This window comes from Agromyces sp. 3263 (genome assembly GCF_031456545.1).
Classification (GTDB): domain Bacteria; phylum Actinomycetota; class Actinomycetes; order Actinomycetales; family Microbacteriaceae; genus Agromyces.
Genome location: NZ_JAVDUV010000001.1, coordinates 2,130,285 through 2,144,069 on the forward strand (window position 1 = coordinate 2,130,285; position 13,785 = coordinate 2,144,069).

Sequence of the window (13,785 nt, forward strand, 5' to 3'; positions counted from 1 at the left end):
AGCATGCCCGATGCCGCTGACAGGGGTCCGTCGGGGCCTCGATACGGCGCTGCGCGCCTATTCGACCGGCGGCTGCACCGGCGTCGCCGCGCCGTGACCGACGACGGTGGTCCAGGGGCGGGCCGTCCATGACGTCACGACGTTGCCGAGCACGTAGGGGTCGGCCGCGGCGAACCGCTCCGCGAGCTCGACCGGATCATCGCTTTCGAAGACGAGCAGCGCCGTGTACGGACCGTCGCCGACGGCGCCGCCGAGCAGCAGCTCGCCACGCTCGACCGCCTGCCAGGCGACCGCGAGGTGAGCCGAGCGGTGCGCCTCACGGGCTTCGAGGTAGTCGTCGCCGTAGGCGTACTCGAGAATCGCGTGCATCATCTTCCTTCCGGAGGCACTAGCGCCAGCCGAGCTCGGGAGCGACGTGCGTGAGGATCGCCTCGAGCACGTGCGCGTTGTAGTCGACGCCCAGCTGGTTGGGAACCGTCAACAGCAGCGTATCGGCGGCGGCGATGGCCTCGTCCTCACGCAGCTCCTCGATCAGCTCGTCGGGCTCGGCGGCGTAGCTTCGGCCGAACACGGCGCGGTAATCGTCGATGACCCCGAACTGGTCGGAATCCTCGCGCCGGCCTCCGCCGAAGTAGGCGAAGTCCTCGTCGCTCACGAGCGCGAAGATCGAACGGCTCACCGAGACGCGGGGCTCGCGCTCGTGCCCCGCCTCTGTCCATGCCTGCCGGAACGCCTCGATCTGCTTGCGCTGCTGCACGTGGAACGGCTCGCCCGTCTCGTCGGTCTTGAGCGTCGAGCTCATGAGGTTCATGCCCTGCTCCGCGGCCCAGACGGCGGTCGCATCGGAGGCGGCGCCCCACCAGATCCGGTCGCGCAGCCCCGGCGACTGCGGCTGGATGCCGAGCGGACCGGGATGCGCGTTCGGGAACATGGGGCGCGGATTCGGCTCGGCGAACCGGGCGCCGTCGATCACCTTGAGGAACACCTCGGTGTTGTTGCGAGCGACATCCGCCATCGTCTGGCCCTCGGGGGCCTCGTAGCCGAAGTAGCGGTACCCGTCGACGACCTGCTCGGGTGAGCCGCGGCTGACGCCGAGCTGCAGTCGGCCGCCCGCGATCAGGTCGGCGGCGGCCGCGTCCTCGGCCATGTAGAGCGGGTTTTCGTAGCGCATGTCGATCACGCCCGTGCCGAGCTCGATGCGGTTCGTCTTCGCCCCAGCGGCCGCGAGCAGCGGGAACGGGCTGGCGAGCTGGTTCGCGTAGTGGTGCACGCGGAAGTACGCGCCGTCGGCGCCCAGCTCTTCCGCGGCGACGGCCAGGTCGATCGACTGCAGCAGCACGTCGGACGCGTTGCGGGTCTTGGACCCGGGGGTGTTCGACCAGTGGCCGAATGAGAGGAATCCGATGCGTTTCGTCACACCCGGTACAGCGCCCTGCGGCATCCGCTCATTCCCCTCGCCTGAGGCCCGACGGCCGTCGTGCCCACGAAGATACGGCATCCGCCCGATCCCGGGCACGCGCCTTAGCGAGGAACGTGACCGGTACGAACACGAACCGGAGCGAACCATGCTGATCACCGAGCAGTCCTTCCCGCACCTGCAGGCCGCCCACGACGCACGCGTCGAGCAGGAGCTCGAGCGGCGTCGGGTCGCCCGGGAGCGGGCCGAGGAGGCGGCCATGGCCGGCGGGACGACCGGGTCGCCGACGCGACGTCGTCACGCCTGGTGGCAGCGATCAGGCGAGCGGATGCCGCGTGGGCACGCCGTGAGCCACGAGACGTCACTCGGGGCGGCCTTGCCGCAGTGAATGTTAGCGACTAACATTCCTGCATGACCTCAGCGCCGGTGCGGACGCGACCCACGAAGCGGGAGCGCACCCTCGCTGCGCTCCTCGATGCAGGACTCGACCTGTTCGAGCAACAGGGGTACGACCAGACCACGGTGGCCCAGATCGCGCGCGCCGCCGGCGTGACGGAGATGACCTTCTTCCGCTACTTCCCCGCGAAGGAGCACCTGCTCCTCGACGACCCGTACGATCCGCAGATCACTGCGGCGATCGCCGCCCAGCCGAGGGAACTCCCGCCGTTCCTCCGCGCGGCGCGCGGCGTCCGCGCGTCGTGGCGCTCGCTGCCCGAGCCCGAGGCGCCCGTGATCCGGCGCCGGGTGCGCATCGCAGCGAGCACGCCCGCCCTCCGAGGGGCCGTGTGGCGCTCTACCGGCAACACCGAGCAGGCGATCATCGACCAGCTCGTGGCGGACGGCGCCGCCCCCGACGTCGCGCGCGTGGCGGCGGCATCCGTGCTCGCGGCCCTCGTGGCCGGCCTGTTCATCTGGGCCGAGGACGAGCAGCGATCGCTCGGGGAGGCCATCGAGCGGGCTCTCGACGTGATCGAGGTGGCGGCATGACCACGCAGCCCGGCGCGTCGCTGCGACTCGAGGGCCGCGGCCTCGTGCGCACGTTCCGCGGCGGGGCGGGGCTTCGCAGCGTCGACCTGACCGTGGCCGCCGGCGAGATCCATGCGATCGTCGGGCTGAACGGCGCCGGCAAGACGACGCTCATGCGCGTGCTGCTCGGCATGCTCCGGCCCGATCGCGGCGAGGTGTTCGTCGACGGCGTCGCGCTCCGATCGGCGGATGCCGCGACGTGGGCCCGCGTCGGCCACCTCGTCGAGCAGCCGCTCGCCTACGCGGAGCTCACCGCTCGCGGCAACCTCGAGATCGCCGCACGCCTGCACGGCGTCGAACGAGCAGGGGTGCGCGAGCGGGTGGACCATGCGATCGGGGAGTTCGACCTCGGACGTTACGCGCCGGTACGCACCAGCCGGCTCTCGCTCGGCAACCGGCAGCGCGTCGGCCTCGCGTCGGCGCTGCTGCACGACCCTGAGGTGATCGTGCTCGACGAGCCGACGAACGCGCTCGACCCCGCCGGCGTGATCCTGCTGCGCGAGTCGCTCCTGCGCCGGGCCGCCGCGGGCGCCGGCATCCTCGTCTCGAGCCACCATCTCGACGAGGTGGCACGCGTGGCCGACCGGATCACCGTGATCAACGACGGCCGCGCGATCGGCGCGCTCGCCCCCGACGGCGCCGACCTCGAACGTGCCTTCTTCGACCTTGTGCTCAGCGACGACGCCGCCCGCGACGACACCACCGGGAGCGCGGCATGACCGCCGCGGCAGCAGCGGGCGCCGCCGGCCGCGTCGCCCCGCGTGGCCTGCTCCGCGCGGCGATCGCCGTCGAGGCGCGCAAGTCGCGGTCGGCCCACGTGATCCTCTGGACGACCGTGCTCCTCGTCGTCGGCATCGGCGCCCTGACGCTCGGGATCCTCGCCGCCGTGGCAGCCGGTGAGGAGCAGGTGATCGCCAAGCTCGGACCGCTCGCGGGCGTGGGCGGCTGGGCCGGCCTCGTCGGCATCGTCGTGCAGGTCACCGCCGCCGGCGGACTCGCGGCGTTCGGCGTGGCCCTCAGCTGGATGTTCGGGCGCGAGTTCGCCGACGGCACCGTGGCCGCGCTGTTCGCCCTGCCAGTGCCGCGTGCCGCGATCGCCCTCGGCAAGCTCATCGTCTTCGCGGTCTGGTCGATCATGGTCGCCGTGCTGCTCACGATCGTCGTCGCGGGCGTCGGCCTCGTGCTGGGGTACGGGGCGACGGATGCCGCGGGGTTCGGCGAACTCGCCCGCCTCCCGGTGCTCGTGGTGCTCACGGCGCTGCTCGCGGTGCCCGCAGCGTGGGCCTCGACCCTCGGGCGCGGCCTGCTCCCCGGAATCGCGACCACCATCGGGATCATCGTCGTCGCACAGGTGCTGGCCATCGCCGACGTCGGCACCTGGGTGCCGATCGTGGCACCGGCGCTCTGGGCCATCGCGCCCGACACGGAGCCCGCCGCAGCGCTCCTCACCGTGCCCAGCGTGCCGCTCGTGTTCGGCGCGTTGTGCACCCTGGCGTGGTCGCGCCTGCAGCTCGACCGCTGACGCGGCCGGATCAGGCCGGAGGCGTCGGCTGCTCCGCCGCAGCGACCCACGCGACGGCCTCGGCCTGCTTCGCGAGCGGGAACACCCGGAACTGGCCCGGCACCAGCCCGCCGAACGCGGTGGCGATGCCGGCCAGCCCGTCGTGGTCCGTCACGAATGCCGACCGCCCCCACGCGTCGCGCGGCATGCTGATGAGCTTCGCGTCCTCGAGCATCGCCCCGAGCGAGACGTGGTCGAAGTCGTCGCCCATCACGACGACGCAGTTGACGCGGCCATGCTCTTCGAACGCGTCGTCGAACGCGGGCGTGAGCACATCGCGGTAGTCGGATGCCTCGATGGTGCCGACGGCGCGGAAGCCCACCACGTCGGCGGGCAGGCCCGCGAGCGGTTCGAGCATGTGGTTCCCCCCAATCCGCCGGGCGGCCCCTCCGCCCGGCGTGGTCTCAGCCGAGCAGTTCCTGCACCCGGTTCGAGGTCGGCATGCGCAGGCCGTCGAGGGCGACGGCGACCACGTCGTCGGCCAGCGTGTCGGCGTCCTCGGCTCCGCCCGGTCGGTACCACTCCACGATCGAGTTGATCATGCCGAAGGCCAGGCGCGACACGACGCTCGCGTCGAGGTCGCTGCGGAGCGACCCCTCGGACTGCGCCTCGGAGACGAGTGCCGTGACCCGCTTGTCGAACGCGCGCCGGCGCGCGAGGGCGCGTCGCTCCACGTCGGTGTTGCCGCGGACCCGGAGCAGCAGGGTGACGTAGGGCAGCTTCTCGACGAGCACGTGCACGGCGCCGCGCAGCACGAGGTCGAGCCGGTCGGCGGCGCGGCCGCCCGCGGCATCCGTCTGCTCGAGCACGCCTTCGAGCGCGCCGAGTGCGGTGTCGAGCGCGCGCTCGAGGATCTCGTCCTTCGACGAGAAATGGTGGTAGATCGCGGACTTCGAGAGGCCGAGGCGGTCGGCGAGCACGCCCATCGACGTCGCGTCGTAGCCGTACTGGATGAACGCGGCCACGGCGACGTCGAGGATCCCCTGCTGGTCGTACCCGGGGCGACCCCGCCGGAGCGCTCCGTTCGCGCCGTTCGCGCCGCTCGTTCCGTTCTCAGACATCGCCCTCAGTCTGGCACTCGCCGCCGCGGCATCCGCTCACTTGGCGCGCAGGTCGTAGACCCGCTGGTACTTGCCCTCGCTGCGGGGCAGCGTGCCGGGCTCCTCGAGCCGCACGGTGACGGATGACCCGATGAACTCCTTGATGCGCCCGGCGAGCACGACCGTGGCGGCCTGGCACACCTCGACGTCGAGCTCGGGGTGCCGTTCGATGCGCACGGTGAGGTCGTCCATGGTGCCCGTGCGCGTGAGCTCGAGGATGAAGTGCGGAGTGAGCTGCTCGATGCCGAGCACGAGCTCCTCGATCTGCGTGGGGAAGAGGTTCACGCCGCGCAGGATGATCATGTCGTCATTGCGGCCGGTGATCTTCTCCATGCGCCGCATGCCGGGGCGGGCGGTGCCGGGCAGCAGGCGCGTGAGGTCGCGCGTGCGGTACCGGATGACGGGGAACGCCTCCTTGGTGAGCGACGTGAAGACGAGCTCGCCGAGCTCGCCGTCGGGCAGCACCAGGCCGGTGTCGCCGTCGATGACCTCGGGCAGGAAGTGGTCCTCCCAGAGGTGCGGGCCGTCCTTCGTCTCGAGGCACTCGTTGCCGACGCCCGGGCCCATGACCTCGCTGAGGCCGTAGATGTCGAGGGCGTCGAGGCCGAGGCGCTGCTCGAGCTCGTGGCGCATCTCGTTCGTCCACGGCTCGGCGCCGAGCACGGCGACCTTCAGCGAGGTGGAGCGCGGGTCGATGCCGGCCGCCACCATGGCGTCGGCGATGGTCAGCAGGTAGCTCGGCGTGCAGAGGATCGCGTCGGGCTCGAAGTCGCGGATGAGCTGCACCTGGCGTGCGGTCTGGCCGCCCGACATCGGGATGACGGTGGCCCCGAGCTGCTCGATGCCGGCGTGGGCGCCGAGCCCGCCGGTGAAGAGCCCGTAGCCGTAGGCGTTGTGCACCTTCATGCCGGGCCGGATGCCGCTGGCGCGCAGCGACCTCGCGACGAGCGTCGCCCAGCGGTCGAGGTCCGCCTTCGTGTAGCCGACGACGGTGGGCCGCCCGGTCGTGCCGCTCGACGCGTGGATGCGGGCGACCTGCTCCATCGGCACGGCGAACATGCCGAACGGGTAGGTCTCGCGGAGGTCGGCCTTCGTGGTGAACGGCAGCTTCGCGACATCCGACAGCGAGCGGATGTCGCTCGGGTGCACACCCGCCTCGTCGAACTTGCGCGTGTAGAGGGGCACGTTCGCGTAGGCGTGGCGCACGGTCTGCTGGAGCCGCTCGAGCTGGAGGGCCTCGATCTCGGCTCGCGACATCCGCTCCTCGGGGTCGAGGTGTTCGGCAGACACGGGCTCGAGGCCCGAGACGGTGGGGGAGATGGTCGTCGTCGACACGTGGAACTCCGAAGGCTGGGCGGCCGCGCGGCCGGGTGGTCAGATGGTGCGGTTCGTGGAGATCGACCGGCCGCGGAACTCGGCGACCGCGTCGCCGTGCTCGTCGACGACCGAGACGTCGTAGAGTCCGGTGCGGCCCGACCGGGTGCGGCGGACGGCGGTCGCGGTGAGGGTCTGCCCCGCGACGGTGGACTTCAGGAAGGTGATGTCGGCGCCCGCCGCGACGGTGACGGTGTCGTCCTCGTTGCAGGCGATCGCGAAGGCCGTGTCGGCCAGGGTGAAGACGAGCCCGCCGTGGGTGATGCGGAAGCCGTTCGTCATGTCGTCGCGCACGCGCATCGACACGACCGCGAGACCCGGTTCGTCGCGTTCGACGACCATGCCGAGGGCGGCCGAGGCGAGGTCGCGCTGCATCATGGCGCGATTCGCGGTGGTGACGTCGGTCGCGGCATCCGTCATTCGAGGCTCCTCGTCGAGTTCCCGGCGCCGTTGCTGCGGCGCTCGACTTGACTATATACTAACTGAACGATCGGTTAGTAATGCCGGATGCCGCAGCAGCAGATGCGCGTTCGGATGCCGCGAAGACTCAGGAGTCGACGATGACCTCTCCCGCTGACCTCAGCGTGGTCGAACGAGAGCTCTCCCCCGAGGAGGAGCAGTTCAACGACCTCATCGCGAGGGACTCGCGCATCGAGCCGCGCGACTGGATGCCCGACGCGTACCGCAAGACGCTGATCCGCCAGATCAGCCAGCACGCGCACTCCGAGATCATCGGCATGCAGCCCGAGTCCAACTGGATCACGCGCGCGCCGAGCCTCAAGCGCAAGGCGATCCTCATGGCCAAGGTGCAGGACGAGGCGGGTCACGGGCTCTACCTCTACTCCGCCGCCCAGACGCTCGGCATCTCGCGCGAGGAGATGATGCAGCAGCTCATCGAGGGGAAGGCGCGCTATTCGTCGATCTTCAACTACACGACGCCCACCTGGGCCGACATGGGCGCGATCGGCTGGCTCGTCGACGGCGCCGCGATCTGCAACCAGGTGCCGCTGTGCCGTGCGTCATACGGGCCCTACGGCCGGGCGATGGTGCGCATCTGCAAGGAGGAGTCGTTCCACCAGCGGCAGGGCTTCGAGATCCTGCTCGAGCTCATGCAGGGCACGCCCGCGCAGCGCGAGATGGCACAGGACGCCGTGAACCGCTGGTACTGGCCGTCGCTCATGATGTTCGGGCCGCCCGACGACCAGTCGCCGAACTCGGCGCAGTCCATGGCGTGGAACATCAAGCGCTTCTCGAACGACGAGCTGCGCCAGCGCTTCGTCGGCATGCTCGTCCCGCAGGCGGAAGTGCTCGGTGTGACGCTTCCCGACCCTGAGCTCAGGTTCAACGATGAGACCGGCGAGTACGACATGAGCGAGATCGACTGGACCGAGTTCAACGAGGTGCTCGCCGGCCGCGGTCCCGCGAACGCCGAGCGCCTGCGCCGTCGCCGTGAGGCCCACGAGGAGGGTGCCTGGGTGCGCGAGGCCGCGCACGAGTACGCGCGCAAGCAGGCCGAGCGTGCGCTCGCGGCATCCGGGGCGGTGGCCTGATGTCGACCCCGGGCGAGATGGGAACCGAGGCCTGGCCCCTCTGGGAGGTCTTCGTGCGCGCCAACCGCGGCCTGAGCCACGTGCACGTGGGGTCGCTGCACGCACCCGACCCCGACATGGCGGTGCGCAACGCCCGCGACGTCTACACGCGCCGCAACGAGGGCGTGTCGATCTGGGTGGTGCCCGCCGACGCGATCACCACGAGCGACCCCGACGCGAAGGGCGCGTTCTTCGAGAGCCCGGCCGGCAAGAACTACCGCCACGCGCGCTACTACGTGAAGAGCGAAGGGGTGAAGCACCTGTGAGCGGCGCCGACCTCGACCCGCACGGCGGGCAACTCGACGTGCACGGCGACGTCTCGGTCGACGAGGTCGAGCTCGCCGAGGAGCTCGCGGGCGCCGGCATCACCGGCACGGGCGCGACGGCGTCGGCGGATGCCGCGGAGTACGCGCTTCGGCTCGGCGACGACGCCCTCGTGCTCGCCCAGCAGCTGGGCATGTGGATCGCCCGCGCTCCCGAGCTCGAGGAGGACGTGGCCCTCGGCAACATCGGCCTCGACCTCATCGGGCACGCGCGCTCCCTGCTGCACTACGCCGGCACCGCCTCGGGGCGCAGGGAGGACGACCTCGCCTACTGGCGCGACGAGCGCGAATGGCGCAACGCCTGGCTCTTCGAGCAGCCCAACGGCGACTTCGCGCACACGATCGCGCGGCAGCTCGTGGCCGCCACCTACCTGGTCGAGCTCTACGCCGCGCTCGCCGAGTCGACCGACCCGACGCTCGCGGCGATCGCCGCCAAGGCCGTCAAGGAGGTCGACTACCACCGCGACCACGCCACCCAGTGGACGCTCCGGCTCGCCGGGGGCACCGAGGAGTCCCGTCGTCGCATGACCGTTGCGATCGCCGACACGTGGCCGTACATCGACGAGCTGTTCGTCGACGACGAGCTCGTCGAGCATCTCGCCGCCGAGGGCGTGGCGGTGCTGCCGTCGTCGCTGCGACCTGCGTTCGACGCCGTGATCGACGCGGTGATGGCCGAGGCCGAGCTGGAGCCGCCCACGGGGCGCACCGCGTTCGTGGCATCCGGCGGCGGACGCCGTGGCAGCCACACCGAGCACCTCGGGCCGCTGCTCGCCGAGATGCAGGTGCTCGCCCGCCAGCACCCGGGGGCATCGTGGTGACCGCGGCCGTCGCAGATGGCGCCGTGCGCGAGGCATCCGTCGCCCGGCCCCTGCCCGACGACCCGGCCGCCCGTCGCGCGTGGGACGTCGCCGCGACCGTGACCGACCCCGAGATCCCGGTGCTCACCATCGAAGACCTGGGCGTGCTGCGCTCGGTCGACCTCGGCGACGACGGTGCCGTGCGGGTGCAGCTGACGCCCACGTACAGCGGATGCCCCGCCATGGAGGCCATGCGCGACGACGTGCTGCTGGCGCTCACCCATGCCGGCTACGCCGACGTGCGCGTCGACCTCGTGCTCGCCCCCGCGTGGACCACCGACTGGATGAGCGAGGCGGGCAAGCAGAAGCTGCGCCGCTACGGCATCCAGGCGCCGACCGGCAACGCGCCGGCGCGCGGGTCGGGCCCGGTGCGGCTGCAGCTCGCCGTGAAGTGCCCCCGCTGCGACTCGCTGAACACGCGAGAGCTCGCCCGCTTCGGCTCGACGTCGTGCAAGGCGCTCTACGAGTGCCGCGACTGCCTCGAGCCGTTCGACTACTTCAAGGTGCTCTGATGGCCGCGCGCAACCTGGGGTCGACGACGACCCGGCCGGCGGATACCGCGGTGGCGTCGGCGTTCCTCGCGTCGACGGTCGGCGGCGAGGTGCCGTCCACCGGGCGGGGCCCGAAGCGCCACCGCGCGCGGTTCCACTCGCTCGAGGTCGCCGAGGTGCGCCCGCTCACCGCCGACGCCGTGGAGGTGACCTTCGCGGTGCCCGAGGAGCTCGCCGACGACTACACGTACCTGCCCGGGCAGTACGTCGCGCTGCGCGCCGAGCTCGAGGGCCACGAGCGCCGGCGCAGCTACTCGATCTGCCGCCCGCCCGAGCGCGGCAGCCTCTCCGTGGCGATCAAGCGCGACCTCGGCGGCGTGTTCTCCACGTGGGCGAACACCGAGCTGAAGGCCGGCGACACGCTCGACGTGATGAGTCCACAGGGCACGTTCACCTCGACGCTCGACGCGCTCGACGGCAAGCACGTCGTCGGCATCGCGGCCGGCAGCGGCATCACGCCCCTCATGGCGCTCGCCCACACGGTGCTCTCGCGGTCGGCGACGTCGGAGTTCGAGCTCGTCTACACGAACCGGTCGACGCTCGACGTGATGTTCCTCGAGGAGCTGGCCGAGCTGAAGGACCGCTACCCGTCGCGCCTCGCGCTGCATCACGTGCTCTCGCGCGAGCAGCGCACGGCTCCGCTGCTCTCGGGCCGCATCGACGCGCCGAAGCTCGAGCAGATGCTCGACGTGCTCATTCGTCCCGAGACGGTCGACGAGTGGTTCCTCTGCGGCCCGTTCGAACTCGTGCAGCTCGCCCGCGACACCCTCGCCGCCAAGGGCGTGCCGGTCGAGCACGTGCGCTACGAGCTCTTCACCACCGACGCCGATCGCGTCGAGCCCCGCCACGGCCGACCCGTCGAGGTGCAGCAGGGGGAGCAGACCGTCGCGATCGAGTTCACGCTCGACGGCCAGTCGACGACCGTGGAGAGCCCGGTGTCTGCGAACGAGTCGATCCTCAACGCGGCGCTCCGCGTGCGGCCCGACGTGCCGTTCGCGTGCGCGGGCGGCGTGTGCGGCACCTGCCGCGCGCGGGTCGTCGAGGGCAGCGTGAACATGACCGAGAACTACGCGCTCGAGCCCGACGAGCTCGAGCGCGGCTACGTGCTCACCTGCCAGTCGCACCCCAAGTCCGACCGCGTCGTCGTCGACTACGACGTCTGACGCCGGTAGCCTGCGAACGGATCGACACCGAGGTCGATCCGCGCCCCGATGAACGGAGCCCCATGATCGAACTCACCGTGGCCGACGCCGTCGCCGAGGTCGTGCTGAACGCGCCCGACAAGCTCAACGCGCTCGACCCCGCGGCGCTCGCCGAACTCTCGGAGGCGTACGGCGAGGCCGAACGCCTCGCAGGAGCGGGCGACGTGCGCGCGCTCGTGCTGCGCGGCGAGGGCCGGGCGTTCTGTGCGGGCCGCGACATCTCGGGCGTCGACCCGCGCGACGACGACGTGCTCGGCTACCTCGGCGGTCTCGTGCAGCCGCTCCTCGAGCGCATCGCCTCGCTGCCGGTGCCCACGTTCGCCGTGGCGCACGGCGCCTGCCTCGGCGTCGGGCTGGGGCTGCTCATCGCGAGTGACATCGTCTATGTCGCCGACACGGCGAAGATCGGCTCGCCGTTCGCGAACCTCGGCGCGACCCTCGACTCGGGCGGCCACGCCCTCTTCGTCGAGCGCCTCGGCGCGCACAAGACCATGGACCTCATCGTCACCGGCCGCCTGATGTCGGGCACCGAGGCCGTGACCGCCGGCCTGTTCTCGCAGGTGTTCCCGGCCGACGAGGTGACGGATGCCGCCCGCGCGGCGGCCCGGGCCGCGGCATCCGGGGCCACGCAGGCGTTCATCGCCTCGAAGGCGTTGGTCGCCGCACTCCGCGACGACCGCCTCGGCCTCTGGCAGTCGATGGACCAGGAGAACCGGGCGCAGGCGGCACTCTGCGACACCGCCGACTACCGCGAGGGGTTCGCGGCGTTCCAGCAGAAGCGCAAGCCGGCGTTCAACGGCCGCGGCTGAGCGAGCGGCGGCTCGTCGCCGGACGCTATGCTCGGAGCACTTTCTCACGATGACGGCACGATCGGTTCCGTCGGTCCTTCTCACTGCGCTGGAGTCCATCGTTGCGTCGCGTCTCAATCCCGGGCATCCTCGGGGTCATCATCCTCAGCGCCTCGATGATCAGCGCACCGACCAGCGCAACCTCTGCAGAGTCCGACGACCCCATGGTCGTCGAAACCGACACGCCCCGACTGGAGCCCGATCCGCGGCTGCGCGACGCGAGCGACGCTGCCTCGGCATCCGGGAGCGCCGATACGAGCGAGCGAGCCGTGCCCGACCTTGGCGCCGTCGACGCTGCCGACGTCATTTCGCTGAGCGGTACCATCGCGTACCTCGACCCCGACGGGCACCCCGGGCCGAGCGCCGGGGCGACGACGGTGGTGGAACTCCACGCCCCTGATCGACACGAACTCGTGGGCACCAGCTCTGGAAGCACGTTCTCGTTCACTGGACTCTGGGGCGGGCAGGATTACTTCCTGGTCGCGCGAGACGCGAGCGGACGCTACGCGACAACCTATGCCGGCGACACCCCATACGACGGTCAGGCCACCCGGTACTCCGATTCGACGGTCGACATCGTCATCACCATGCCGACGGCGTCGTCGGTGAGCGGGAAGGCGAGCTTCTCAGAGACTCCCGCCGGAGACGCCGTCGTCGAAGCATGGCGTGCCGACCCTGCCACGCCCGAGCTGACCTGCCTTCAGGTCGCTTTCGTGGACCCGGACACCGGCGTGTACTCGATGTCGCTCTCGCCCGGCGACTACGTGTTGCGGATCAGGATCGCGAATGGTGATGCGAATCAGGCCGCCCAGTACTTCGACCATGCCGACAGCCTCGGTGATTCGGTGACCATCGACCTCGCGCCGGGTGACGCATTGAGTGACATCGACTTCGACATGAAGACCTTCCAATGGTTCGTTCATCGTGTCGACGGCGCGAATCGGTATGAGACTTCGGTCAACTCCACCCAGCTGTCGTTCGGGCCAGGGGTCCCCGTGCTCTACCTCGCGAGCGGCGAGAACTGGCCCGATGCGCTGAGTGCCGGCCCTGCGGCGTCGAAGCAGGCCGGCGCATTGCTCCTCAGCGATCCGCGTGGACTCCTCCCTGTCGTGGAGGCGGAGATCCGCCGCCTTCAGCCGAAGCGTGTCATCATCGCCGGAGGTCCGGCGTCGATGTCCGATGCGCTCCTCGCACAGGTCAAGGCGATCGTTCCCGACACCACGAGAATCGGCGGTGCGGATCGGTATGCCACCTCGCGAGCGCTCATCGCGGACGCGTTCCCCGTGGGCGCATATCACTCGATCTTCCTCGCCACCGGAATGAACTTCCCGGATGCGCTGTCCGCCGCACCGATCGCCGGCCGGCGTGGCGAGCCGCTCCTGCTTCTCAACACCGCCCAGGGGTACCTCGATGAGGCGACGAGGGATTCGATCGAACGGATCGCTCCCGCTCGCGGGTTCTACGTGGGTGGACCCGCCGTGATGCCGAGGTACCTGATGGATGAGCTCGAGCGATCGGGCCTCGTCGGCGAGGTGTGGGGGGCGGTCGGGCAGGATCGCTACGAGACGAGTGAGCAGTTGAACATCTGGTACGGCGCCCACCCGTTGAACGACGTGGTCTTCCTCGCCCAAGGTGATGGGTTCGCCGATGCGCTCTCGGGGGCGACGGTCGCAGCCGCCGTCGGCGCGCCATTGCGCCTGTCCCGGCCCGGTTGCATTCCGAGCAGCACCCGGAAGGTGATGAACTGGAACAACGAGAGCCAGGTCGTCCTGCTCGGAGGGCGTGCCGCGCTGGGCGATCGTGTCGCCGGTATCGAGAGCTGCTGAGACGGGGAGCAGCCTCCTCGCCGCCCGCGCCGCCCGCGCCCCCGCAACGCTCCGCGGACGCGCGCCTGCGACCGAAGCGCCTGGATGCGACGAGCCGCGGCCCGGCAGTGG

At 70.9% G+C, this 13,785-nt stretch carries 17 protein-coding genes; 11 read left to right on the forward strand and 6 right to left on the reverse strand.

Annotated elements, in window-relative coordinates:
- Window positions 1–57: 57 nt before the first annotated feature.
- Both J2X63_RS09830 and J2X63_RS09835 read right to left on the reverse strand, forming a co-directional pair.
- Complete coding sequence (locus J2X63_RS09830; RefSeq protein WP_309976568.1) at window positions 58–369, reverse strand: YciI-like protein; 312 nt, start codon at window positions 367–369, stop codon at window positions 58–60.
- Between the two features lie 19 nt (window positions 370–388).
- On the reverse strand, window positions 389–1,441 hold the full coding sequence (locus tag J2X63_RS09835; protein WP_309976570.1) for an LLM class flavin-dependent oxidoreductase: 1,053 nt from the start codon (window positions 1,439–1,441) through the stop codon (window positions 389–391).
- A 124-nt stretch (window positions 1,442–1,565) separates the two neighbouring features.
- Here J2X63_RS09835 and J2X63_RS09840 point away from each other — a divergent pair, with 124 nt between their 5' ends.
- Genes J2X63_RS09840 through J2X63_RS09855 form a run of 4 tightly spaced genes read left to right on the forward strand, consistent with a single transcriptional unit; the run spans window position 1,566 to window position 3,965 of the window.
- Complete coding sequence (locus J2X63_RS09840) at window positions 1,566–1,805, forward strand: hypothetical protein (RefSeq protein WP_309976572.1); 240 nt, start codon at window positions 1,566–1,568, stop codon at window positions 1,803–1,805.
- 23 nt (window positions 1,806–1,828) lie between these two features.
- Window positions 1,829–2,404: a TetR family transcriptional regulator gene (locus J2X63_RS09845; protein WP_309976574.1), complete on the forward strand. Its 576-nt coding sequence runs from the start codon at window positions 1,829–1,831 to the stop codon at window positions 2,402–2,404.
- Window positions 2,401–3,162 (forward strand): ABC transporter ATP-binding protein, encoded by a 762-nt coding sequence (locus J2X63_RS09850; RefSeq protein WP_309976576.1) that lies wholly within the window; start codon window positions 2,401–2,403, stop codon window positions 3,160–3,162. Before J2X63_RS09845 ends, J2X63_RS09850 begins: the two co-directional genes overlap by 4 nt.
- Window positions 3,159–3,965 (forward strand): ABC transporter permease, encoded by an 807-nt coding sequence (locus J2X63_RS09855; protein WP_309976578.1) that lies wholly within the window; start codon window positions 3,159–3,161, stop codon window positions 3,963–3,965. Before J2X63_RS09850 ends, J2X63_RS09855 begins: the two co-directional genes overlap by 4 nt.
- Window positions 3,966–3,975: 10 nt before the next feature.
- On the opposite strand, the gene J2X63_RS09860 is transcribed toward J2X63_RS09855, so the two are convergent.
- The 4 genes from J2X63_RS09860 to paaI form a co-directional block, all read right to left on the reverse strand.
- Entirely contained in the window at window positions 3,976–4,362 is a 387-nt protein-coding gene (locus tag J2X63_RS09860; protein WP_309976580.1) for an STAS/SEC14 domain-containing protein, read from the reverse strand.
- Between the two features lie 46 nt (window positions 4,363–4,408).
- Window positions 4,409–5,065, reverse strand: coding sequence for a TetR/AcrR family transcriptional regulator (locus tag J2X63_RS09865; protein ID WP_309976582.1), 657 nt, complete (start codon window positions 5,063–5,065; stop codon window positions 4,409–4,411).
- A gap of 36 nt (window positions 5,066–5,101) precedes the next feature.
- On the reverse strand, window positions 5,102–6,361 hold the full coding sequence (gene paaK / locus J2X63_RS09870; RefSeq protein WP_309977890.1) for a phenylacetate--CoA ligase PaaK: 1,260 nt from the start codon (window positions 6,359–6,361) through the stop codon (window positions 5,102–5,104).
- Between the two features lie 117 nt (window positions 6,362–6,478).
- Window positions 6,479–6,898 carry a hydroxyphenylacetyl-CoA thioesterase PaaI gene (gene paaI, locus J2X63_RS09875; RefSeq protein ID WP_159601541.1) on the reverse strand — a complete coding sequence of 140 codons (420 nt, stop codon included), beginning with the start codon at window positions 6,896–6,898 and terminating at the stop codon, window positions 6,479–6,481.
- A gap of 140 nt (window positions 6,899–7,038) precedes the next feature.
- Here paaI and paaA point away from each other — a divergent pair, with 140 nt between their 5' ends.
- The 7 genes from paaA (at window position 7,039) to J2X63_RS09910 (ending at window position 13,674) form a co-directional block, all read left to right on the forward strand.
- Window positions 7,039–8,028, forward strand: coding sequence for a 1,2-phenylacetyl-CoA epoxidase subunit PaaA (gene paaA, locus J2X63_RS09880; protein ID WP_309976584.1), 990 nt, complete (start codon window positions 7,039–7,041; stop codon window positions 8,026–8,028).
- On the forward strand, window positions 8,028–8,333 hold the full coding sequence (gene paaB / locus J2X63_RS09885) for a 1,2-phenylacetyl-CoA epoxidase subunit PaaB (protein ID WP_159601545.1): 306 nt from the start codon (window positions 8,028–8,030) through the stop codon (window positions 8,331–8,333). Before paaA ends, paaB begins: the two co-directional genes overlap by 1 nt.
- On the forward strand, window positions 8,330–9,208 hold the full coding sequence (gene paaC / locus J2X63_RS09890; protein ID WP_309976587.1) for a 1,2-phenylacetyl-CoA epoxidase subunit PaaC: 879 nt from the start codon (window positions 8,330–8,332) through the stop codon (window positions 9,206–9,208). The genes paaB and paaC overlap by 4 nt, the downstream gene beginning before the upstream one ends.
- 23 nt (window positions 9,209–9,231) lie before the next feature.
- The gene (gene paaD / locus J2X63_RS09895; protein WP_309977892.1) at window positions 9,232–9,759 is read left to right on the forward strand and encodes a 1,2-phenylacetyl-CoA epoxidase subunit PaaD; all 528 of its coding nucleotides are present in this window, start codon (window positions 9,232–9,234) and stop codon (window positions 9,757–9,759) included.
- Window positions 9,760–9,848: 89 nt separating this feature from the next.
- Entirely contained in the window at window positions 9,849–10,961 is a 1,113-nt protein-coding gene (gene paaE / locus J2X63_RS09900) for a 1,2-phenylacetyl-CoA epoxidase subunit PaaE (RefSeq protein ID WP_396133151.1), read from the forward strand.
- 62 nt (window positions 10,962–11,023) lie between these two features.
- Entirely contained in the window at window positions 11,024–11,809 is a 786-nt protein-coding gene (locus J2X63_RS09905) for an enoyl-CoA hydratase/isomerase family protein (protein ID WP_309976591.1), read from the forward strand.
- A gap of 101 nt (window positions 11,810–11,910) precedes the next feature.
- Window positions 11,911–13,674 carry a cell wall-binding repeat-containing protein gene (locus J2X63_RS09910; protein WP_309976593.1) on the forward strand — a complete coding sequence of 588 codons (1,764 nt, stop codon included), beginning with the start codon at window positions 11,911–11,913 and terminating at the stop codon, window positions 13,672–13,674.
- The last annotated feature ends 111 nt before the right edge of the window (window positions 13,675–13,785 follow it).